The organism is Paenibacillus abyssi (assembly GCF_014640295.1).
GTDB lineage: Bacteria > Bacillota > Bacilli > Paenibacillales > Paenibacillaceae > Paenibacillus_D > Paenibacillus_D abyssi.
On record NZ_BMGR01000006.1, the window covers coordinates 162,703 to 186,403 of the forward strand.

General features: G+C 48.2%; 18 protein-coding genes. All 18 read right to left on the reverse strand.

Annotated elements, in window-relative coordinates:
• Positions 1–19: 19 nt before the first annotated feature.
• The gene (locus IEW11_RS25140; RefSeq protein ID WP_268237380.1) at positions 20–145 is read right to left on the reverse strand and encodes a hypothetical protein; all 126 of its coding nucleotides are present in this window, start codon (positions 143–145) and stop codon (positions 20–22) included.
• Positions 129–368, reverse strand: coding sequence for a heavy-metal-associated domain-containing protein (locus IEW11_RS10620; RefSeq protein WP_188531054.1), 240 nt, complete (start codon positions 366–368; stop codon positions 129–131). The genes IEW11_RS25140 and IEW11_RS10620 overlap by 17 nt, the downstream gene beginning before the upstream one ends.
• Positions 369–391: 23 nt before the next feature.
• A complete protein-coding gene (locus tag IEW11_RS10625) occupies positions 392–874 on the reverse strand; it encodes a helical membrane plugin domain-containing protein (protein WP_188531055.1) in 483 nt (160 codons plus the stop codon).
• A complete protein-coding gene (gene fdhF, locus IEW11_RS10630; RefSeq protein WP_188531056.1) occupies positions 849–3,827 on the reverse strand; it encodes a formate dehydrogenase subunit alpha in 2,979 nt (992 codons plus the stop codon). Before fdhF ends, IEW11_RS10625 begins: the two co-directional genes overlap by 26 nt.
• Positions 3,828–4,382: 555 nt before the next feature.
• Positions 4,383–5,999 carry a glycoside hydrolase family 13 protein gene (locus tag IEW11_RS10635; RefSeq protein WP_188531057.1) on the reverse strand — a complete coding sequence of 539 codons (1,617 nt, stop codon included), beginning with the start codon at positions 5,997–5,999 and terminating at the stop codon, positions 4,383–4,385.
• 14 nt (positions 6,000–6,013) lie between these two features.
• The gene (locus IEW11_RS10640; protein WP_188531058.1) at positions 6,014–8,080 is read right to left on the reverse strand and encodes an amylo-alpha-1,6-glucosidase; all 2,067 of its coding nucleotides are present in this window, start codon (positions 8,078–8,080) and stop codon (positions 6,014–6,016) included.
• A gap of 29 nt (positions 8,081–8,109) precedes the next feature.
• Positions 8,110–8,934: a carbohydrate ABC transporter permease gene (locus tag IEW11_RS10645; protein WP_188531059.1), complete on the reverse strand. Its 825-nt coding sequence runs from the start codon at positions 8,932–8,934 to the stop codon at positions 8,110–8,112.
• 5 nt (positions 8,935–8,939) lie between these two features.
• Positions 8,940–9,887: a carbohydrate ABC transporter permease gene (locus IEW11_RS10650; RefSeq protein ID WP_188531060.1), complete on the reverse strand. Its 948-nt coding sequence runs from the start codon at positions 9,885–9,887 to the stop codon at positions 8,940–8,942.
• Positions 9,888–9,983: 96 nt separating this feature from the next.
• Positions 9,984–11,237, reverse strand: coding sequence for an ABC transporter substrate-binding protein (locus tag IEW11_RS10655; protein WP_188531061.1), 1,254 nt, complete (start codon positions 11,235–11,237; stop codon positions 9,984–9,986).
• A gap of 170 nt (positions 11,238–11,407) precedes the next feature.
• Positions 11,408–12,940, reverse strand: coding sequence for a response regulator transcription factor (locus tag IEW11_RS10660; protein ID WP_188531062.1), 1,533 nt, complete (start codon positions 12,938–12,940; stop codon positions 11,408–11,410).
• Positions 12,941–12,958: 18 nt separating this feature from the next.
• Positions 12,959–14,689, reverse strand: coding sequence for a sensor histidine kinase (locus IEW11_RS10665; RefSeq protein ID WP_229725148.1), 1,731 nt, complete (start codon positions 14,687–14,689; stop codon positions 12,959–12,961).
• Between the two features lie 100 nt (positions 14,690–14,789).
• Complete coding sequence (locus IEW11_RS10670) at positions 14,790–15,587, reverse strand: glycosyltransferase family 2 protein (protein ID WP_188531064.1); 798 nt, start codon at positions 15,585–15,587, stop codon at positions 14,790–14,792.
• 30 nt (positions 15,588–15,617) lie between these two features.
• The gene (locus tag IEW11_RS10675) at positions 15,618–16,412 is read right to left on the reverse strand and encodes a glycosyltransferase family 2 protein (protein ID WP_188531065.1); all 795 of its coding nucleotides are present in this window, start codon (positions 16,410–16,412) and stop codon (positions 15,618–15,620) included.
• Between the two features lie 243 nt (positions 16,413–16,655).
• Entirely contained in the window at positions 16,656–16,823 is a 168-nt protein-coding gene (locus tag IEW11_RS10680) for a hypothetical protein (RefSeq protein ID WP_188531066.1), read from the reverse strand.
• Positions 16,824–16,947: 124 nt separating this feature from the next.
• Positions 16,948–18,984 carry a molybdopterin oxidoreductase family protein gene (locus IEW11_RS10685; protein WP_229725150.1) on the reverse strand — a complete coding sequence of 679 codons (2,037 nt, stop codon included), beginning with the start codon at positions 18,982–18,984 and terminating at the stop codon, positions 16,948–16,950.
• Positions 18,985–19,047: 63 nt separating this feature from the next.
• The gene (locus IEW11_RS10690) at positions 19,048–20,328 is read right to left on the reverse strand and encodes an extracellular solute-binding protein (RefSeq protein ID WP_188531068.1); all 1,281 of its coding nucleotides are present in this window, start codon (positions 20,326–20,328) and stop codon (positions 19,048–19,050) included.
• A 3-nt stretch (positions 20,329–20,331) separates the two neighbouring features.
• Positions 20,332–21,891 carry a response regulator gene (locus IEW11_RS10695; protein WP_188531069.1) on the reverse strand — a complete coding sequence of 520 codons (1,560 nt, stop codon included), beginning with the start codon at positions 21,889–21,891 and terminating at the stop codon, positions 20,332–20,334.
• A complete protein-coding gene (locus IEW11_RS10700) occupies positions 21,866–23,695 on the reverse strand; it encodes a sensor histidine kinase (RefSeq protein ID WP_188531070.1) in 1,830 nt (609 codons plus the stop codon). The genes IEW11_RS10695 and IEW11_RS10700 overlap by 26 nt, the downstream gene beginning before the upstream one ends.
• Positions 23,696–23,701 lie beyond the last annotated feature (6 nt).

Sequence of the window (23,701 nt, forward strand, 5' to 3'; positions counted from 1 at the left end):
AAGCTGGATGTTACTTTTCCTACTCTGTAAGCTCCGCCTGCTGCCGATCCCCGATACAGTCAGAGCAAATATGAAGATGGTCAGCCTGAGCTTCTATTTCGGCTTCTTCCTCGGTTCCTCCGCATACTTCACATATCATGGGCATTCGGATTTCCTCCTGTTTCATCAATCACAAAGCCTTGATCCAGAACAGCTTGCTGAAAATCCTGGAAGGAAGCTGCTGTCTCGTCATAAGTGAACGTTGCCTCCCTGCGGTTCAAGCTGATCTCGACCTTATTTACTCCCCATACCTCATGCAATGCCCGCCTTACTTTATTGACATCTTCCTGATCGTCCATTCCTTGTACGACAATGGTTTTCGTAATCATGTCGGCACTCCCGTTCCTGTCAGTCAGCGAGATTTGTTCAATCCTTTACCCATCCCCTGCAAAAACTTCATCATCACAGACAAAGCCGCGGACACATCCGGATTGCGCAATGACCCAAGCATGCCCCACAATCCTTGTCGTCTGTCCGGCTCTGCGGCAACCGCATGGTCGATGCCGGCGGATACCCCTTGCAGCAGTGTTTGGAGCTTGGACGGGTCGATCTGGCTCAGAAATTGCACCGCTCCCATGCCATTCTTAATCATTTGATGCGCACCGGGCTTATTCATCTGATTGATCCCGATCAGAGCGATCTGCTCACTGTTTTTCAGAATCCCTTGTACAGCATCCAATATTCCTAAACGATTCAGATCACCGAGAATATCTATTAATTTCAGCAAAGGTTCACGCTCTTTCGCTGCGCTTTGCAGGATCTGCTCTACTGCTTCGGCATCCGCTTCCGCCTGAGTGGGTCGGTTCTTCTCAATGCTGGTAATCGCTTTGGCCATGTTGCTCCCCTCCGTCGATCAATTCAGGAATCGGCACATAGTCCGGACGATCCCATTTCTCTTGCACCTTGACACCGATTTGCGGCACACGATTCCCAAAGCGGTGATTGACGCGGGGAAGCGGCCGATCTCCTGTGGGCTCCAGTATCTCCATTTTCACGCTCATTTCTTTGAAGTTCGGCGTATGGGTAATCCGATCATGGTAGCTGCTCGTCAAGTAATTCACCGCAGATCCGTCATCAAATGAATTCATCGTGAGATATAGCTCGTTCCCCCTCACCCGATCTGTCACCTCCACCCGCACTTTAACCACCCCATAAGGCGAGGTGAGGCGAACCAATGCACCGCTTTCGATTCCCCGTTCTTTCGCCAGTTCAGGCGACACTTCTAACCATTCGCTTGGCACCTTATGCGTAATGCCTTTTGATTTGTACGTCATGTTGCCCTCGTGGAAATGCTCCAGCAGCCGGCCGTTGTTCAAATGCAGATCGTACTCCACTCCCGGTTCGTACGGAGGGGTCCACTCTACCGGGAATAGCTTGGCCTTTCCATCCGGAAAAGCAAACCGTTCCTGATACAAGAGAGGGGAATCCTCGCCATTTGGCGCAACAGGCCATACGAGACTGTCCCACTGCTCCAGCCGTTCATAGCTAACCCCGGCAAAAACAGGGGCAAGGCTTGCCGCTTCTGCCATCAGCTCGCTCGGATGCTTGTAGCTCCAATTCGCGCCCAGCCGATTAGCGACCTCCTGAATAATCATCCAATCCGGCTTGGATTCCCCAAGCGGCTCGAAAACTTTGTAGAACCGTTGGATCCGTCTTTCCGTATTCGTAAAGGTTCCGTCCTTTTCCAGGCTTGGCGCCGCAGGCAGAACCACATCGGCGAACTGGGCCGTTTTCGAGAAGAAAATATCCTGTACCACGAAAAATTGGAGTTTATCGAATGCAGCCTGCACATGGTTGGAGTTCGAATCGACAAGCGCCATTTCTTCCCCGAACAGGTACATCGCTTTTAATTTTCCGTCATGCACACCTTCCACCATTTGATGGTTATTGAAGCCCGGCTTCTCAGGCAGCTTCACGCCCCAAGCCTTTTCATATTTCGCCCGAACCTTCTCGTCCTGCACTGCTTCATAGCCTGGGAACCAGGCAGGCATCGTCCCGAAATCACATGCTCCCTGGACATTGTTATGCCCCCGCAGCGGATAAGCCCCTGTTCCCGGTCGGCCATAATTCCCAGTAATTAATAACAGATTGCTGATTGCCGTGCTTGTATCGGTGGCGCCGATATGCTGTGTAACCCCCATTGCCCACAAGGCGCAGACGGATTGGGCTTCGTGAATCATCGTTGCGAGCCGAATAAGGTTTTCTTTGCTCAAGCCCGTTGTTTTCTCCGCATACTCCAGCGTATACTTCTCCAGGGATTGAATGTACTGGTCTACACCATTAACCCGCTGGTTCAAGAACGCTCGATCTTCCCAGCCTTGATCGAGAATGTATTTCGTAACCGCGGACAACCAGATCAGATCGCTTCCCGGCTTAGGCTGCAGGAACAGGTCCGCTCTTTCCGCCAGCTCATGTTTTCTAAGGTCGATAACCGCCAATTTTTGGCCATGCAGTTTGTGGGCCCGTTTGACACGCGTCGCTAATACCGGATGGGATTCAGCCGGGTTCGCTCCGATGACAACGACCAATTCCGACGCGGCAATATCGCGGATCGTCCCCGAATCCCCGCCGATTCCAACTGTCCGCATCAAACCTGCCGTTGCCGGGGACTGGCAGTACCGGGAGCAGTTATCCACGTTATTGCTTCCCATAATGGCCCGTGCAAACTTTTGGAAAATGAAGTTTTCTTCATTGCTGCACTTTGAAGAAGAGATATAACCTATCGATTCCGGGCCGTGTGTGTCCCTGATCTCCTTCAATTTGCTGGCCACCAAGGTAAGCGCCTCATCCCATGTCGCCTCAACAAACCGGTCCCCTTTACGGATCAGCGGCTTGGTCAAACGCTCCTCGCTGTTGACAAAGTCCCAGCCGAATTTGCCTTTGATACAGGTTGAAATTCCGTTTACCGGCGCTGCTTCTTGCGGTTCGATCTTGAGGATTTTACGGTCTTTGGTCCACACCTCAAAGCTGCAGCCGACGCCGCAATAGGTACATACGGTCTTGGTCCGTTTGATCCGGGATTTTCGCATTGCCGCTTCGACTTCCGATATCGCGAATATTTCCTGATACCCCGGTTCCACTTCCTTCGTCAGATCAATCATCGGCAGCAGCACATTATTCGGAATGCTTGTCAGGTACCCGGCCTCTCCGAGCATCGACTTTTCCATTAATGCATTGCAAGGGCATACGTTAACGCAGTGTCCGCAGGAGACGCAGGACGATTCATCGATAGGTACCCCGTTATCCCATAACACTCTGGGCCGCTCAAGGCTCCAGTCAATCGTCAGCGTTTCATTCACCTGCAGATCCTGGCAGGCTTCCACGCAGCGTCCGCACAGAATACACTGGTCCGGCTCATAACGGTAAAATGGATGCGAGTTGTCCGGCGGGTAAGGCTTAGGCGCAAACTCGTATTTCTGATGCTCGACCTGCAAATATTCCGCTGTATTATGCACTGTGCAGTTACCGTTATTATTGTCACACACCGTGCAATACAGCTCGTGATTTTGCAAAATACGCTGCATGGCCTCCATTTGAGCGGCTTTGGCCCTGGGTGATATACTGTCAACCTTCATGCCCGGCTTAACCGACGTGGAGCATGACCGCTGCAGCACGCCATCGACTTCTACCATACAGGTATCGCAGGATTGAATCGCGCCGAGGTTGCCGTGATAACAGATATGAGGAATGTAGAAATCGTGAGATTCTGCGACCTGCAGAATGCTTTGATCCGGTGAGCAGCTGTACGTCCTGTCGTTGATTTGTATATTGATTGTTTGCTCACTCATATGCATACCTCCTTGCAACGTTAAGTTTTTCAGAGGCAAATCACTTTGCTCATTTCGTTATGGTTTCCATTCCCAGCAATCCTATTCCTTGCCGCCGTTAGCTAAACCACTGCTGCTGATTGGCACAATTAGCCGGAAAACATCCATCTAATTCTCCTGAACCACTCTGCAGCACCTTCACTAACTGGAAAACCCGGAGCTAACCCATCGATAACGGTCCATTCCCGGAATAAAGTATGAATTTTGATGGAGCTTTTCCATCTAATCTGATTTCCCGCGATAATCGAACTACATCTGCGGGAGGAATTCCTGTTAAATTCGGTGAGAAGTGTGAAAACAAGGCACACGAGGGCTGAACTGCGAAGTAGGAAGAAAGAAACGGATACTGCAAGCATCTGGTCGGACTTACAAAATAGAATAGGCTCCACAGGGTGCAAAGCAGCCTGCGAAGCCTATTGAGAAGTCTAACTATTGGGAGGGGCGCAGTTCCGGATGGACAGGAACCGCCGCTCCCCGATCGGAGCATACAGTGAACGGCGGCTGACTGAGCTTAATTTAAAACCGGTAGATGACAGCCTCAAAAGGTCTCATCGTCAAAGCGCCGCTGCCGCCTGCATGATCATCCGGATAGTTCGTAATTACAGTTTCCCGGGAGACGGATGCGGCCGATTCCGGCAGCTCGAACGATACGGACTGCTCGGAAATATTTAGCACGATAAGCCATTTCTCGGTTCCGAGCGTACGGAAATATGCATACAGCTGCGGATGATCCTCCAGAACCGGTTCGTAGCTTCCGTATACCATGACCTCGTGTTCCTTGCGAAGCTGAATAAGCTTCTTATAGTAATAGAATACGGAATTCGGATCAGCCAGCGCCGCGGCCACGTTGATTTCCTTGTAGTTCGGGTTCACCTTGATCCATGGCGTGCCGCCGGTAAAGCCGGCCATGCTCGAATCGTCCCAGTGCATCGGCGTTCTGGAGTTGTCCCGTGCAAGATGGAGCAGGCTCTCGAACACTTCCTGCGGATCTCTGCCTTTCCCCGTTTCTTCTTTATACTTGTTTTTCATCGCGATATCGTTATAGTCGTCGATCGTATCAAACCGTACGCCCGTCATCCCAATCTCTTCGCCTTGGTAGACATATGGCATGCCCGGCAGCGTATGAAGCAGCGTTGCAAAGCAGGTTGCCGATTCCGTGCGGAACGTGGTGTCATTTCCGAACCTTGTCACAAGACGGGTATGGTCATGGTTGTTCAAGAACTGCGAATTCCAGCCTCTGCCCCACATACCCTCGTACCATCTCTTTTGAATCTCTTTGAACCGCGCCATATCCCAATGCGCCATATAATCGCATACTTCAAAATGGAACAGCGTATTGAGCTCGCCGCGGTCTTCGCCGACATACAGAAGTCCATCTTCAGGCGTAACGAACGGAATTTCACCGACAGTAAACACATCATAATGCTTTAATACCTTCTCATGCATTTCCTGAAGATAGTCATGAATGCCGGGATTGTTGCCCAGGTAGGAGATGACGTCCGGATGTTCCGCATCCGGGAAGCCCGCTTGCTTGGCCAGCAGATTAATGACATCCATGCGGAAGCCGTCGATGCCTTTATCCAGCCAGAAACGCATCATATCGAAAATTTCTTCCCGTACCTTCGGGTTTTCCCAGTTCAAATCCGGCTGCTCAGTCGCGAAGGAGTGGAAATAATATTCTCCGGTCGTCTCGTCATATTCCCATGTCGACGGTGTAAAATACGACCGCCAGTTATTCGCCTCCTTACGCCAAATGTAATAGTCACGGTACGGATTGTCCTTGGATGAACGGGATTCCACGAACCATGGATGCTGATCGGACGTATGGTTAACGACCAAATCCATAATGAGCTTCATCCCGCGTGCGTGAACCTCCTGAAGAAGACGCTCAAAATCATCCATCGTCCCCGCTTTTGGCATAATGGAACGGTAATCGGAAATATCATATCCGTTATCCACATCAGGAGATCCGTAGCAAGGATTCAGCCACACAACGTCTGCGCCCAGTTCCTTAATATAGTCCAGCTTGCGGATGACGCCTTCCAAATCCCCGTACCCGTCTCCATCGGTATCATAGAAGCTTCTCCAATACACTTGATAGACTACGGCTTCTTTCCACCACGTTTTCTTCATGGCGTTACGCCTCCCTACAGCACCAGCTCATAACCGGTTGTATTTTCTATAATATCCACCTGAACGGAATCAGGCGTGCGCGTTAATTTGACCGATAAATGCCCGTCACCGATCCGGACCCGTTCGGCAGTCAATTCATTGAACAAATCGGGAAGAAACGGATTCATCACAATCTTTCTTGCAATTGCATCCGGCGCCAGTCCCAGCATGGCCTGCAGGAAGACAAATGACGTCGCGCCTGACCATGCTTGCGGAGAACAGGTTGTCGGATAAGGCACAGGACCCCCGAGTTCGGATCCGTAACCGCAGAACAATTCCGGCAGCCGTTGATATTCAAACGATTTGGATGCCTCCAGCAAGCCGGAAATCATCTGGTTTGCTTCCCGTTTAAAGCCCAAGCGGCTCAGACCAAGCAGAATCATTCCATTGTCATGCGGCCATACGCTTCCGTTGTGATAGCTCATCGGATAATAGCCTGCCGCTTCGGTGCTCATCGTGCGCACTCCATAGCCGTTGAACATGTCTTTCGCAGTCAATCGCTCTGCGACCTGCTCCGCACGTGCGGCATCCGGTAATCCAGTCATTAACAAATGGCCCGGATTGGAGGTCACGGAACGGACCTGCTGCTGCTCACGGTCGAGCGCAACGGCATAGAACTGCTCGTCCTCCATCCAAAAGGCTTCTTCGAACCGGGCCTTGAATGCTTCCGCTTCCAGCTCCAGCTTGTCTGCAAGCGCTTGGTCGCCCAGCACGGCCATAATCGGCGCTAAGCCTTTCTTGGCTTGATAGACATAACCCTGCACCTCGGATAATGCGATCGGTGTTGCCGCATACTGGCCCGTTTGATGCACGATCGAATTGCTCGAATCTTTCCAGCCTTGGTTCGGGAAGCCCTTCTCGGCTTCCTGATGGTAGGTCAGGAAGCCGGCTCCCGTTCCTTCAATGATACCATCTATCCAGCCCAGCGCCCGTTCGATGTTGGGCTTTAATTCTTCCACAAGCGCCAGATCTCCTGTCCAGCGGACATATTCCGCGATTAAGACGAGAAACAGCGGTGTAGAATCCACCGTCCCGTAGTAAGGGGAGAATGGAGATTGATTCGTATTCACCAATTCGCCAAAACGAATCTCATGCATAATCTTGCCGGGCTGCTCGTCCCGCCAGGCATCGACTTTCGTGCCTTGGTAGGCCGCCAGCGTTCTTAACGTGCCTTTGGCTTTCTCAGGATTTAACGGCAGCATGAACAAGGAGGTAATCAGGCTGTCCCGTCCGAATGGCACCGCGAACCATGGCAATCCGGCTACCGGCGTATCACCGTATCCCACATCCGTCATCAGCATGCGCAGATCCTGAACACCGCGGCGGTACAAGCCGTCAAACACTTCCATATTTGATGTGACGCGCGTTGTTTCGCCATACCAGCTGTCATAGGACTGCTCAAGGAGACGGAGAGCTTCTTCGTACGCGAGCGGCTCCGCTTTCTCCCCTGCCAGTACCGGCGTGATGACAAAGCAGATCTGCTGTGACTCTTGCGGCTGGAGCGTCATCGTAAAATGAACGATCCCTTGCGGATCGATACCGCTCTCGTCTTGATTCCACTCAATCACGGTCTCCCTTACAATGTCGTCCTTGCCTTGATAACGGATCGACAGCTGCCGCTCGCCCGCTTCCCGTCCGGTGATCTCGCCGGTTTCTCCCGTGCGGTATTTCCGGACAAGGAACATATCTTGGAAATCAGCGTCAAAGCCGGCAGAGAAATCAAACGTCCTGCTGTCCGGAAAAAAATTCGTCAACGTGATCCGTTCGTATAAAACGCCCTGATAGATAAACCGTTCCCTCAGCAGCTCAATAGCGCCTTCGTCTTGACGTACCTTCATCAGGCGAATCGATGCAAAATAGCTTTTATCGGCGTTGGAAGATAACACCGAAGGCTTTTCGCCGTCAATTAACAGCTCCAACCGGCTCAAAAACCGGGTATCCTTCGTGTACAATCCATGGCCTGCTTCATTATTTTCTGTAATATCCCCATTCGGTTCGGTAAGCAAGAAGATGTCGCCTTCTTTGATGACACGGTAATCCATCGTTTAACCCTCATTCCTGTGAAATGATATCACCCTTTAACCCCTGAGCTGGATATGCCTTCGATATACTGCCGTTGGAAAAGGAAGAAGAAAATCAAGATCGGCAGCGTGGACAACACAACCCCGGCCATAATGAGCGGCGTATTCTCAAAGAACATATCCTTTACGCTGTTCAGTCCGACCACAAGCACATATTTCTCCGGATCGTTGGCGAGCGTACTCGGAATCAGGTAACTGTTCCATGTGCCCGCGAACGCAAGGATCGACATCGTGATCAGCGATGATTTCGCCAAAGGGTAGACGATCCGCCAGAAGGCGCCCATTTTTGTTAGACCATCCAGCCTTGCCGCTTCAATGAATTCAGTCGGCACGCTGATGAAAAACTGCCGCAGCATGAAAATATACAGACATTGATAGAGGAATGGCACGGTCAATGCATAGAACGTGTTCAACCATCCGATCTGCGCCACGTTGACATACACCGGAATCAAGATCATGTGATAAGGAACCATCATCGAAGCGACGACAATCCAGTAAATCAGCTTTTTCCCCTTGAAATCCAGCTTCGCAAGCGCAAATCCGGCCATCGGATTGATTATCAAGTTCCCGAGAATGACTATGCCCGTCATAATAACGGTGTTCATCAGCCATTTCGGAACGTTATAGGCTTCATTGGTAAAAAACAGCTTATAGTTATCCACTGTCCAGTTCGTTATCCAGGTAAACGTGTTAACATCCCTCATCGTAATAAACGAGGTATACAGCGTATATAGAAAAGGGAGTGCAAACACGAACCCGAGTATAGTAAGGAGAGAATAATTGCCAAGCAGCTGAATGCTTTTTTTCGCGTTCATATTTGTCACCCCTTATCGTCCAACAGTTTCTTTTGAAGGAAAGTAATAATCATAATGATGAAGAAGAACAAGACGACAGCCGCGCTGCCATAACCGATCTCCATGTACCGGATACCGTGCTGGTAGAAATACGTGACAACCGTACTTGTCGCTCCGGCCGGCGAGCCGAGCGCGCCGTAACGTGAAATCGCGGCAATCTGGTCATAAATTTGAAAGCCCAATATCGTCGCCACGGAAACCACAAAGAACGTAATCGGCTTCACATAAGGCACCGTAATATAACGGAATTGCGCCCATTTGGACGCGCCGTCCATCTGGCCAGCCTCGTACAAATCCTTGGGAACCTCCTGCAGCGCAGATAAATACACAATCATGCTGAAGCCCGCTTGCTGGAAAATAAACAAAATCGCTACAAATAACAGCGCATAACGCGTATCGGCAAACCAGGTCGCATTATCGAAGCCGAAGAACGTGAAAAACTCCGTTACAAACGTCCCCTGCTTAAACAGCATCATAAAAACGGTTGTAATCGCGATCTGCGAAGTAATGTACGGGATAAAGAAGAGCGTTCTGAACATGCCCTTTCCCTTGAGTTTTTGATTCACGAGAATCGCCATGATCAATCCCAAGATGGTTTGCAGCGGAACCGCAATGACGACAATCTGCAGGGAATGGATAACAGCCCGGTAAAACTCGGAATCATTCAAAATTTGAACATAGTTCTGCAAACCGATAAATTTCGCATCGCCGAGCGAAGCGAAGTTGGCATCTTGAAAGCTTCTAATAAACGATTGTAAGAAAGGATAAAAGAACCACCATGCCCATAACACCAAAAAAGGCAAGGTGAACAGCCACCCGACAGCCAGATCCGAATCCGCCAAGCTGCGGAGCCAGGATTGCTTTTTTCCGTTATTCAGCCGCATTTCTGCGTTTTCATTCCCATAGGCAGCCATCATATACCTCCTGTCCTGAATTCCATAATTTAGTTTAAAATCCCTCGAAACAAAGTCGTTCCCGCCTCCGCGCGGCGGAAACGGGAACGGCTGGTTTTATTTAAATTGTTCTTGAATGCCGTCGAGTATTTCTTGCGGCGATTTCTTCACTCCGCCGAGCACAACGGATTCGATCTGGTTGACCAATTCGTCTCTGAACCTCTTCGTCTCAGCCGGATACGCAAAGTCTGTGCTGTATTCCAGTGCAGGCTGAACATTCGCGAACTCCGGATTTTCTTCGAAGTACTGGGAAGAGAGGCCAGGAACCGCCGGGTTAGCGCCCAGCTTCAAGAATTCCGTCAGGACTGTATCATTCGTCATGAAATACGCTGCTTGAAGCGCCGCTTCCTTGTTCTTCGCATCTTTCAATACGACATAACCGTCAGCGATCATTGTGCTGCCAGCCGTTGTACCTTCAGGTACCGGGAAAGCAACATATTTCAGATCAGGAGCAGCATCCTTCAAGTAGCCTTTATACCAGTATCCGCCGGTTGTCATAACCGCTTTACCGTTAGCGAACACTTCTCCGTCCCAACCGTATCCAAGGGATTTCGGTGTTACCGCAATGCCTTCTTCGTACATGTCAAAGATTTTTTGCAGCGCTTGGACGTTCTCCGGGGAGTTGATCGTTGCGCCGTTGCCCCAGTCACCGCCATAGCTTTTTGCAATATTCGTAATGTGGTAAGCATCAATATTGATCGCGATGCCGTAACGGTCTTTGTTCGTCAGCTCTTTCGCCGCTGCTTCTACTTCATCCCACGTTTTCGGGTACTCGCCAAGTCCGGCTTCTTTCCACAGATCTTCGTTGATGAAGAACATCGCCGGCATCGCCGTGTTTGGAACGCCATATTGCTTGCCGTCCACCTTCCAAATATCCATCGCGGATTCGGAGAAGCGGCTCATATCCACACCGGAAGGCCCGATGTGCTCGTCCAGTGGAGCGAACAAGCCTTTATTGATATATTCGAACGAACCTTCATTGGAAATTTTGATAAAATCCGGTGCTACGCCTGCCGCAATCTCACCAGGAAGCGTGTTCCAGAATTGATCGCTGCTCGGATACTGCTTGATTTTCAGTTCAATATTCGGGTACTGCTCGGAAATCGCGTCCGCCGCAGCCTGATAAATTTGCAGATCCTGCGCCGTTCCCCAGAAGCCCATCGTAACAGTTGCTTTTTCCGCGCCCGCTTCGCCGGCTTGGCTGCTGCCGTTGTTAGCGTTGTTGTTGGCGTTGCCACCGCATGCCGCCAAGGCAACCAATAAAATCAAGGAAACGATCAACATTCCCGTAAGCCTTTTCGTCTTTTTCATGGTCATCCCCCTAGATGTATATAATTTAACTTTCTATAGCTATGTTAAAGGCATCCGCACACAAAAAAAATTAATCAAATGATGATTAATTTCATAAGATATCCTTATTTTTTTATTCATTCCGGCTTGATCGTTATTTTTTTAATATTGTTTACCTTTCTTTCATTCAATCAACCTTTTTCCTTGCGGTATTCTTTTGGCGAGACTCCCGCATATTTATGAAAGACGATCGCAAAGTGAGCCTGGCTGTTATAACCTACCATCTCAGCGACCTCATAAATTTTGTATTTGTAATCCTTGAGCAGCTCTTTTGCGTTATGGATGCGGACTTCGTTAATGTAATCGAATAATCCCCGCTCCGTTTCCTGTTTAAAAAGCCTGCTGATATAGTTCGGGCTGGCATGGAATTGTTCGCCCAGCATCTTCAAGGAAATATTCTCGTTATAGTGTTTATCGATGAACTGAATAATATTGCGGGTGAGGGGACTGTAGTCTTTGTTTTTCCCGGCGATCCTGGCGGTCAGCTTCTCGTTAAATACGGCATGGTAATAAGCTGACAATTCATTGAACTCTTCAATATGCTCCGCGTCGCCTCCTCCCTCCAGATATTCCTCCCCGTCCTGCATCATGAACAGCAAGCCTTCATAAATTTTTTTGACATCCCGCTCACTCATGAACTCAGTGTCCTGCACATATTGCTCCCACTGCGCCAAATGAACGGCAAACTCGTCATACTTTTCCGCCTTCAGCCTGTTTTTCATCAGCACGATTAAATCATTGATCCGTTCCATCGCCTGCTCTTCTTCGATCTTGCGGGGCTCATAATAAAACAACGGATCGTTGGGATGATAGAACCGCTGCTCCAGCGCCTGCTTTGCTTCCCCTGCCGCCTGCTTGAAGCCGCCGAAGGAGTGAAATACTCTGCTGACTCCAAACACCGTTTCGATGTTTAAAAACCGCTTAAGCGAAGAACTGATCGTATAGACGAGATCGTTAACATGCGAGAACGCAGCTTGTACGCTTTTTGATTCGCTGTGACTGACACAAATCGTATATAAATTGTCCTCCAGCTGCACAAACTCCGACTCTTTCTCTTTAGACAACAGCTCGAATAGGATGTTTGCTATCGTATTGGGCAGTATGGCTGTGTTTTGCCCCGTATACCGTTTGACGACCGCCGTATATTTCTTTACCGTAAACAGCACGATAAAAATATTGTTTTCCTTCAGCTTTGTTTCCAGTGCACCGTCCACAGCGCCGCTGAGCATATCTTCAAGCGTCGCTGCCTTTACACGATGATTCAACTCGGCGGCCCCTGTCTGCTGAATGGGATTCAGATTCTCTTTCACATGTTTTAGTGCTTTTTTGATCTCTTGCTCATTCATGCCCGGTTTATGAAAGTAGTCCACGGCACCTAATTTCATCGCTTCTTTAACATGCATGAAGTCATCAAAGCTGCTTAATATAATGGCCTTGGCCGTTATGCCTTTTTCTTTCATTTCCGCAAGCACATCCAGGCCGTCTTTTTTCGGCATTTTAATATCGAGCATGACGACGTCGGGCTTGCGTTCGAGCATCAGCCTGACGGCCTCTTCTCCATCCCCCGCTTCGCCCACGATTTCCATGCCTTCCGCTTCCCAATCGATCGCCGATTTAATTCCGATCCGCACGAGCGGTTCATCATCCACGATAAGTATTCTCATCACGTCTCACCTGCATTCTCATTTTTTCATCACAGGAATTACGATTTTAGCAACCGTTCCGTTGTTCTGCCCGCTTGTAATCCACAAGCCGCACCCGTCCCCATAGTTGAGCTCGATTCGTTTGCGGATATTATTAATGCCGATTGCATTCAAATGATCGGCCGGTTCGCTCTGTGCCAGATCTTGTTGCTCAGTGCCCGTCATGCCTCTGCCGTTGTCCGCGACGATCATAATGACATGGCCCGATTGCTCGTAAATCCGAATCGTCAGCTTTCCTTTATAATCGATTTCATCAAAGCCATGGAAAATTGCATTTTCAACCAGGGGCTGCAGTATAAACTTTAATGTCTTGTATTCCAGCACAGCCGGTTCAATATCATACAATACTTCAAATTTATTTAAATAACGGAAGTCCAAAATTTTTGTGTAATTTTGAATGAATATAACCTCGTCCTTGATCAGAACCTCGTCGGTTTCCGTTTTGGCCGTGAACTTAATCACGGATGAAAAGGCCGTCAGCGCCTCTTCGATTCCGGAAGCGCCTTGAATTTTAGCCATCCATTTAATGACGTTAAGCGTGTTGTACATGAAGTGGGGTTTGATCTGCGATTGCAGCGCGAGCAGCTCCAGCTTCCTCTTTTCCTGTTCTTCATGCACGATTTTCTGAATTAATCTTCGAATTTCTTTCAGCATTTTGTCAATCGTTATGCTTATCTTACCGATTTCGCCTTGCTGAATATCGATGTCCACGTCCAGATTGCCTTGCGATACCAGCTTCATCTTCCGCTCCAGAATCAATAACGGCTTCGTGATGCCTGTAGCGATGTAGATCGAGGTGATGATCGACAGACCCAGCAATACGAGCAGCGTGATTACGATCGTTCTAACGATCGTATCCACAAAACCAAACAGCTCGTTTTTCGGAATAATCGTAACCGCTTTCCATCCCGACAAGTCTGAAGCAGCCGAGATCACATAGTGACCTCTATCATAATCGTCACCTATTATATCGGCAGCGGCTTGTCCGATTTCACTGCCCGCTTTGCTGTAGATGATATTATCATTTTCATCTACCAGATAGAATCGGGTGTTGTCAGTGAAGTGAATGTCGCTCCATAATGTTTTAAGCTTTTCAACTCCGATATTTAATAATATAAAACCGAGATTTTTTTTGGAATACGGATCCACGATCGCCCGTCCGACCGAAACGACAGGCTCATCCTGAAAAGACATCAGCTTTTCAGGATGAACCCCGATCAGCACATACCTTCCGTTTTCCTTGGCTATGGCCTGGATAAACGGTTCGTCATAAAAACCATTTTCCAAATAATGATGGTCCATATAATTCGTGTTGCTTCTTCCGAGAATGATGTGGCTCTTCCGTTGATAAATGACGACCGAGTCGACCAAATCGGTATATAACAGCATGCTGCTGCGGATAATTCCGCCCACCGTATCGAAATCCTTTTGCCGCTCGTACAGGGGATAAGGCAAAGCGGCATAATCCTTTTGCATCATGTGGAACAGCTCTCGGTCCTGATTGGGATACATCGATAATCGCAGAATCGGATTGATCGAGGTATCGATATTTCTAACGATTTGTTGATTGTTTTCAACAGCCGCATCCAATATCATGCTCCGGTTCGATTCGACATACAGCCAAGACAACGTACCGCCGACAATAACAAAAGGGATAATAATAAAACAGGAAAAGGCCCATATCAGCTTATGTCTTAATGTTACATTCATCCATCGTTCCTTCAAGCGTTTCACAAGCGTTTCACCGTGCTTTCTCAAATACATCAAAGAAATCTAGAAATTATATCGTATACAATTACAATTACAATAGTCAACCTTGATCGCGCTTCTTTAATTTCTTTATATACAGCCATCCGTCACTGGCAATTGCAAATTCGGCTTCGTACTCGTCTCCCCATTGTTTCAACATTTTCGTGAAAATATAACGTTTTACTTCCGCAAAATATTTTCTGTTTTTAGGCTGCGTAGAATTACTGCCATGAGACCGGCAATTGTACAGATCCGCATCCACCCAGTGAAATTGGCTGATACCAATCAACTTAAGCAATAGATACCGGTCTTGCTCATAACGCCCTTGATGCGGATCATCGGTTTCAAATCCGTTGACTCTGCGGACGGTTTCCGTCCTAAAGAAACGGGGATATACCATCGATCCATATCGGAGAAAATCATATTTATCCTGAAAAGACCGGTGCTTTTCGACGACAACTTTATTTAACTTCCCCCCAAAATCAGTCCACACGATCGTGTTTGCATAGATCAATGAAGTTTTTATCGGTTGTTTTTCCATTTCATTTAAGAGTATTTCTAAAGCTTTCGGCTCAATCCAGTCATCAGAATCGACAACGACAAAATAGGGCGTATCGATCATGTCTAATGCCGTTTGTAGCGCAACGGCCGTTCCTTTATTTTTGGAAAGTCTGACCGTTTTAATTTTTTTTGATTTATATTTTTCGATAATATCCGGCGTCTTGTCCGTTGAAGCATCATCCACGATAATCATTTTCCAATCTTTTAGCGTTTGTTTCAATACACTGGCAATCGTGGTTTCAATATAATGCTGCCGATTATAGACAGGTATTACGACTGTGACTTTTTCCTTTGCCATCGAGTCATCCCTCCATGATGTTCGAAACATCTATTTTTTCTTCTTTTTTAATTTTTTGAGATATAACCAGCCATAACGGTCCATTCCAAATTCAGGCTCATATTTGTCTCCCCATTGTTTCAGCATTTTCAGATAGACATATCGCAGAACGGCCGTAAAGCATTTTTGATGTTTCCCGTTTGTAATGTAATCCGTATGGCTTCTTCGAAGATTATAAAGATTTGCATTCACCCAGTGAAAATCGCTGATTGCAATCAATTTAAGCAATAGATACCGGTCCTCGGCATAACGTCCCCGGTAAGGATCATCCGTTTCAAATCCGTTGACGCGCCGCACGGTCTCTGTCCGGAAAAACCTGGGATATACCATTGGCCGGTACATGATGAAATCGTATTTGTCTTGAAAGGAACGATGTTTTTCAATTGAATATTCGGGTATTCCCTTGTTTTTTCGCCAAATCACCGTGTTTGCGTATACCAGCGATGTATTCTTGGGCTGTTTCTCCATTTCATGCAGGAGCACCTCTAAGGTTTGCGGTTCGATCCAATCATCGGAATCAACGATCATAAAATACGGCGTACCGATCAGGTCTAACGCAATTTGCAATGCTTTTCCGGTGCCTTGATTTTTGGAAAGCTTTACATGGCTAATTTTTTCCGATACATAGTTGTCGATGACATCTGCCGTCCCATCCGTCGAACCATCATTTATGATCAGCATTTTCCAATCCTGCAGAGTCTGATTTACAATGCTGACAATTGCATTTTCAATGTAATGTTCTCTATTATAGACAGGTAAAATGACCGTTACCTTTTCCTTGACCATCCCCGTTCTCAACTCCTTTCGCCTATCATTTTGTCCAAGATTATCAGCTTTACCGCCAGTCTACTTCTATATAGTATGTCTGTTAATAGCATGTGAAACGGCATATGACTTTTTGGCGGAAGGGAGTGTAATAGCTAGGGATGCATGCAACAGCGGGGAATTCACGGGTACCGCCTCACAGGTAACGGACATGGACGCAGCTTTAGACAATATAAAAAGAGCCGCTATATCAGCGGCTCGGCTTTAGTTGCGTTTGGACAATTCACTTCTTATGAACCGGATAAAGCTTATCGATTCGGTTTCCGACATGAATTGATCATCTATTGTAAATTTGAACTTTTTTAAAATCTCCTCATCTTCATCATGCAGCATGTCCACTAACTCTTGTACTTTCTGATCTGTAATGTTCATAACAGCCCTCCTCTGCATATCTGGTTGCATGAAATCTATTATAGCTAACAAGAGGTAAAACATCCCCATCATAAGTGTCTAAAAAATGATAAATGCTGCGCAGAACGATTTGGCGAATAAAAATTCAAACTTTCTCGATCTGTACTCTACCCGAAAAAAAGGTTGCCCCTCCGCCCATATCGGCAATTCGGTCAGGGGTCAGCGCATTGACTACGTTTTTGCTTCCAGGGGAGTCGGCCCACAGGCCTTGGCTTACGACGACGCCCGGCAGTACATCCTCGCCCACCGCAGCTTCAAGTACACATTCTCCTCGCGCATTCCATACCCGGACGTCTTTCCCATCCGTTATCCCGAGGATCGAGGCATCCGCTGCATTCATATGCAGCCTCTGTTTTTTCTCCATCCTTACATGCTTGCCGTTATTGGAGAATGTGGAATTCAGGAAATTATGGTTAGGAGCGGGAATAAACAGGAATGGCAGGTCCTCATTTTCGCTCAACGGTGTATAGGTAGGCAAAGGCGGGTATCCTCTGCGTTCCATCGATTTTGAATAAAGCTCAATTTTACCGCTTGGCGTTCGTAATTTCCCCGGCAATAATGGTTGTGTGTTCGCTTTAACGAATTGTTCCTCTGCCAGTCTTTCATAGGTAATTCCCGCCATATTCGGATTGCTTGGGTAATCCAATGCTTGGCGGATCATGTCCGCCTCCGTATCCTGAAATGCCGGCTCTTCAAATCCCATGGCTTGCGCCAGCAAACGGAACACCTCCACATTCGACTTGCTCTCTGCGTAAGGTGCAATTACGGGCTGCTGTATTTGCACATAATGATGCCAATAAGAATGGTACAGGTCCGTATTTTCGAAAGAAGACGTCGCAGGCAGCACAATATCCGCATAACGGGCCGTTTCGGTCAGGAACAGATCGTGCACAATCGTGAATAAATCTTCCCTCTCAAGCCCCTGCCTCACTTTGCCGGCATTCGGAGCTACGAGGGCGGGGTTCGAGTTATAGACATATAACGATCGGATCGGAGGATCCAGTTCAAGCAATGCACTGCCCAGCAGATTCATATTAATGTAACGGGTATGCTCCTGCCGTAAGTCCGGCCGCTGAAGCGCAGCCGTATTATGCTCCACATAAGAGCCGTTCCCTTTGATGGCGCCGCCGCCCTGATGCATCCATTGGCCTGTCAACGCAGGCAAACAAGCGATCGTCCGTACGCACATGCCGCCATTATCATGGTGCTGGATCCCGTTACCGATCCGGATGAAGGAAGGGTTGGTTCGTCCATATAGACGCGCAAGCCGGTAAATATCCGCTGCCGGAACCCCGGTAATGGAAGAAACGGTCTCCGGATCATACTGCCGCACATGCTGCCGGAGCTCTTCATGTCCCACGGTGTATTGCTGAAGGAAGGCTTCGTCGACCATGTTTTCCGCAAACAGGATATGCATCAATCCGAGCGCAAGCGCGGCGTCCGTACCCGGCTTGATCGGAATAAACCAGTCCGCCCATCGCCCGGTTTGGTTCTTATGAACGTCAATGACTACTATCTGAGCGCCGTCCTTGCGGGCCTGCTCGGAGAGCACCACCTGATGCATATTCGTGCTCACCGCATTGATGCCCCAGAAGATATGCAGCTTGGCGTGGACCGTATCCTCGGGATCTGTCCCGAAGCTGCCGCCCATCGTATATTTGTAACCTTCCGTGCCCGCGGCTTCACAGATTGTATACTGCAAGCGGCTCGCGCCCAACCGGTTAAAAAAGCGCCGGTCCATGCCTTCGGTTCCGATCCTGCCCATGTTTCCGTAAAAGCTGTAAGGCAGGATGCTTTCAGCGCCCTCTGCCGTTATGAGCGTTTTCCATTTGGACGATATCGTGTCCATCGCTTCTTCCCAGGAGATCCTTTCAAACCGGTTCTCTCCCTTTTTCCCGATGCGCTTAAGAGGATACTGCAGACGCTCGGCATCATAGATCCGCTCAGCCATATGGCGAACCTTGTTGCATATCTTGCCTTTTGTGACGGGATGCGCGGGATCTCCATCTATTTTTACAATCTTTCCGTCTTCTTTATGAATGAGCAACCCGCATTGGTCCGGGCAATCCAGTGAACATACGGATGGAAACACCCCTGTTGTCATCTCGCTGGCAGCACGCATGACGGCACAGCCCCTTTCAAAATGTTCTGTCCTTCTAAGTATACTATAATTCAAGAAAGACATTTACTCTATCAATGCATCAATCAACGAAGAAGCTTCATCTAACGCCTCTTTCACATCCCGTTCATTCAGGAAAACATCCTCCATCATCTCATTATAGATCAGCTCGATCTCATTCCACCGCGGAAGCGCCGGACGGTAAAAGGCTTCCTCGATCCCATTGATGTATGCTTCAATATACTGATTCTCCGCACCGCCCCCTCCACCGTTGCCCCCTTGAAACGCTTCCATATTTGTAGGAATTAAACCGGTTTTGAACAGCTTTCTCTGCGTTTCCTTCTGCATCATCCAACGGATAAACGTCCACGCTTCCTCTTTTACCTTACTGCCTTTGGTCAACACGAGGCTTTCTCCGCCGATAATCGATTCATAATCGCCACCCGATGGGAACGGGACGGGATGCGTTTGCCTTAATATATCGACCTTTAAGCTTGAGGAGTTCAATAATATACTGTAATACCAAGGGCCTTCGTCGATCATCAGCGTTCTCTTGCTTGAATACACAGCGGTCCATAGATCCCCGCTTCCTTCGATTAAATCCGGGTTCAGGATGCCTTCATCATACAAATCCAGTAGAGCCTGAACCGCTTGAATGCTCTCTTCACTGTTCAAATACCCGTCCGTCATCGAAAATGATTCATCTGCGAAATGTCCCCCCAGCCCAAAAAAGTAGGGCAGGCTGTTCCATAACTCGAGACCTGACATCCCAATCGTATAATGATGCTCCCTGGCAAGCTGTATGACCTCCGACAACGAATCGGGCGGCTCAGTAATACCGGCTTCCCGCAGCAGCATCCGGTTATAGATCGCTGCCTTCGTATTCATGTTAAGAGGCAGCCCGTATATATGCTCGCCATATCGGTTCGTGTCGAGCATACGGCTTCGAAGCTCTGCCGCCGCTTCCTTGTAGTCAGAAAAAAGATCGAGCGGATACAACAGCCCATGATGGGCAAATCTCGGCACCCAGGTATAGTCCATCCGAATGACATCCGGCGTTTTGTCGGCTGATGCTCTTGCCATTAGTGCGGTCTGATACTCCTGATTATGAGCCTGTCTGACCGATTCAATGTGAATATTCGGAAATTCCGCCTCAAAGGCCGGGATTACCTCACTCTCAAATACTCTTGTTTCCTCATCGCTGTACGTATGCCAGATGACGACCGTCTTCACAGGCTGCTCTTCCAAGCTGGGAACCTCATTCTCATTTTCAATAATACCGGCATTATTACAGCCTGTGGTCAGCATAATCATAACCAGTACAATTCCAGCAAACCTGATTCTCATCTTTTACGATTCGCCCCTTTTCGGATCGTCTCGATTCGAACGATAATACTCTCTGTAATCGACCGGAGAAAGGCCGGATATTTTCTTGAACAGCTTGCTGAAATACTTCACATCATTGAACCCCGATTGCTCGGCTACCTCATAGATTTTCAACGCTGTGTCTGCTAAAAGCTCTTTGGCCTTCTGAACCCTCAGTTGAATGACATAGTCAATAAAATTATGGCCTGTCGTCTTTTTGAACAAGATGGAAAAGTAATTTTTACTGACATGGACCACATCGGCCACCTGCTGCAGTGTCAGGCTCTCGGCGTAATGCAGCCGGATATATTCCAATGCTTTGTCAACCGGGTTATCTGAAGGCTGGGCATCCGTATGCTCGGCTGTTTGTTTTTGAAGCTCCGCAATTTGCTCCTTCAACAACACGCACAGCTCATCCAGACTTTCCGATTTCACTAACCGGTCAAAAGATTCTACAAGCAGGTAAGGATCCACGTAATGTTTGAACAGGTTCGATAGGACCCGATTGGCCTGCTCCTTCAGTACGGCCGGAGATGCGCCGCCAAAAATCCAGCCAGCCTTCCATCTCTCTATCATCTCGTCTAACTGTTCATCATTCAAATAAGGCGATGCTTGCACAATGCCCGGAAGATGCGCTCCCTCACTCGTCCATGGCTGTTCCTGCTTATATGGAAAGACACCTTCCCCTTCAAAAAATCCGCGCCAGCACGCTTCTTTGCTGCGGTTAAAGCAAGCCTTGATCGCTCCGCTGCCCGCTCCGCATTCATATCCGAAGGTCGCACTGGCTCCCGTCTCTTGTTCCAGCTTGCTGCGAATCGTGCTTAGCTGTTCCACTTCCAGCTCACCGGTCGGGATTAAGAAGAACAATTCACTCTCAGCAGTCGACAATGCAATGCATAGCGGGAATCGTTTATAAAATTCATCCATAAATTGCTCTAACACGATCGATTTGTGCAGAAAACCATACATTTCTTCAATCGCACGAACCCGGTTTAAGGTCACATAAACCGCCGTGTACGTATGCTCAATCCACCCTGGAATATGATCCTTGAATAAGGTATCGGTCTTATCGATTAAAAATCGTTTCAGCTCCTGCTCATAAAGCTTCCTCTTGCGTAATAACTCCACATCCCGGGCACTCTGCAGCCGTTCCTGGAGCTGCTCCTCCTCTACAATCAGTTCCCGGCAATTCCGTACAACCTGCAGCAGTTCTTCCGGTTCCAGCGTATGCTTGAGGATATAATCCACCACACCCAGCTTCAATCCTTCCCGCACATAGACGAAGTCATTATGACTGCTGACAAGAATGATTTTCAGATGAGGGTAAACAGCTAACGCTTGACGAATCAGCTGAAGTCCATCCATGACCGGCATTTTGATATCGGTAATCAGAATTTCGGCAGGCTCCGATTGCAAAAATTCAAGCGCCTCCGCACCATTGGCGAATTCACCCGTGACTAGAAGGCCTTCTTTCTTCCAATCAATCGATGCCTTGATCCCAAACCGGATGAACGGCTCATCATCGACGATCACGACTCGTATCATATGGTTCACCCCCCTGTGCAACAGCCTTTGAGTACAAAATTAATCGAGCAGTCGTTCCTTCATCATCAGCGCTTGTTAACGTGAATTCAGAACCCCGGTCAAAATACAGCTCGATGCTTTCAAACACATGACGCAGCCCGATTCCGGTTTGTCCGGCTCCGATAGCTTCCCTTATCGATTTCTCGACTAACTGCTTCTCGGGAAGGATACCGATCCCGTTGTCCTTTACAATAATGATGATCTTACCCTCTTGCCTTTGAACCTCGATATCGATCTCACCATCCGTTCCTTTGGGGACGATGCCATGAAAGATGGAATTCTCCACAATCGGTTGAATCATCATGCGAGGAATTAAAAATTGGGAAGCGTCGGGATCGAGCTTGATATTCAGATTGAATTTATTATTATAACGAAGCTCTAAAATAGCCAAATACTTCTCGATAATGTCCAATTCCTCTTCAATCGTAACAAAATGGCCTTTCTTCCCCATATTCGCATCCAACAGGCGAATAAGTGCCGAGATGCCTTCGTTTGCTTTGTCTGTCTGATTATACTTGATAAGCCATCGCAGCGTGCTCAGCGTATTAAACAGAAAATGGGGATTGATCCGGTGGGTAACGACGCGCAATTCGGCATCCTGCTTCTGCCTTTGCTCTAATGCAACCTGATTCATCAGCAGATCGATATCGGACATCATGCGGTTAAACTGCCGGCTCATGAGGCCGAATTCATCCTTGGAGTGGACCTCTGTGCGGACGGACAGATCCCCTTGCTGGGCTAATTTCATCTGCCGTGTCAGCTGCTTGATTGGCCTTGTCACCCGACTTGCGATCACGAACCCAATCAAGATGCCTCCCAGTGTAAATACAGCAAAGGAGAGAAGAATATTATGATGCAGCGCATCCAGCTTATCTGTAATCTCGTGGATCGGAACTGTCCCCACAATAAGCCAGCCATTGCTAAGGCGTTGTTTGACCCCATAGTGAGGGACCAGTCCCTCCGCATATTCAAACTCGATGGCGTCATTTTCCGTAATATTGCGGAGCAGATCTCCGTTGCTTACAACGGTATTAATCCGCTCGGGATTCGGATCGACCATAATCCGGCCTTCTTCGTTCACAACGAAGAATCCCCCTGTCTCCCCCAGTACCATCTGCTGAAGATTTTGTATGATTTTCTTGCCGTTAATATTAACGTGGATATAACCGATGTTTTCCATCGTTTCAAAATCCTTCAATACCCGTCCGAGCGGCAGCACCAGCTCTGTATTATCGCCGCCGCCGCTGAGCTGATCGTTTTGGAGCGGCATCCAGACCAGACTGCCGTTTTTGATCAACGCTTCCTTGACCCAGTCCTGCCTGTGGATTTCATAACGCGAAAGCTTCACCTTCGAGAACGTTCCGCTTCCCCAGCTATTATTCTTGCTTTTCAATACATAGACGATATTAACGAAAGAGCTCGAGTATACCATATTGTTCAAAGCGCTCTTGAGATATTCCTCATTCTCCCGCCATAACCGGTCATTCCGATTGTTGAGCGCACTGCTCGAGACGGCATGCTGAATCCGCATATCGCTGTAAATCTGGTCCGATACGTCACTGCCTGCATTAAGAATGAAGGACAGCGAATCCGCCGCCTGCTTCGCAATTTGAATCGAAGATTCTCTTACATTATCTTTCACAGTCCGGTTGGCGACCATATAGAATGAAGCGCTTGTAAACAAGGCGGGAATAAGGATGACAACCACAAACGCAATGATCATCTTTGTCGCAAAACGGTTGAACAATTTAATGCTGCCGATCATAACAAG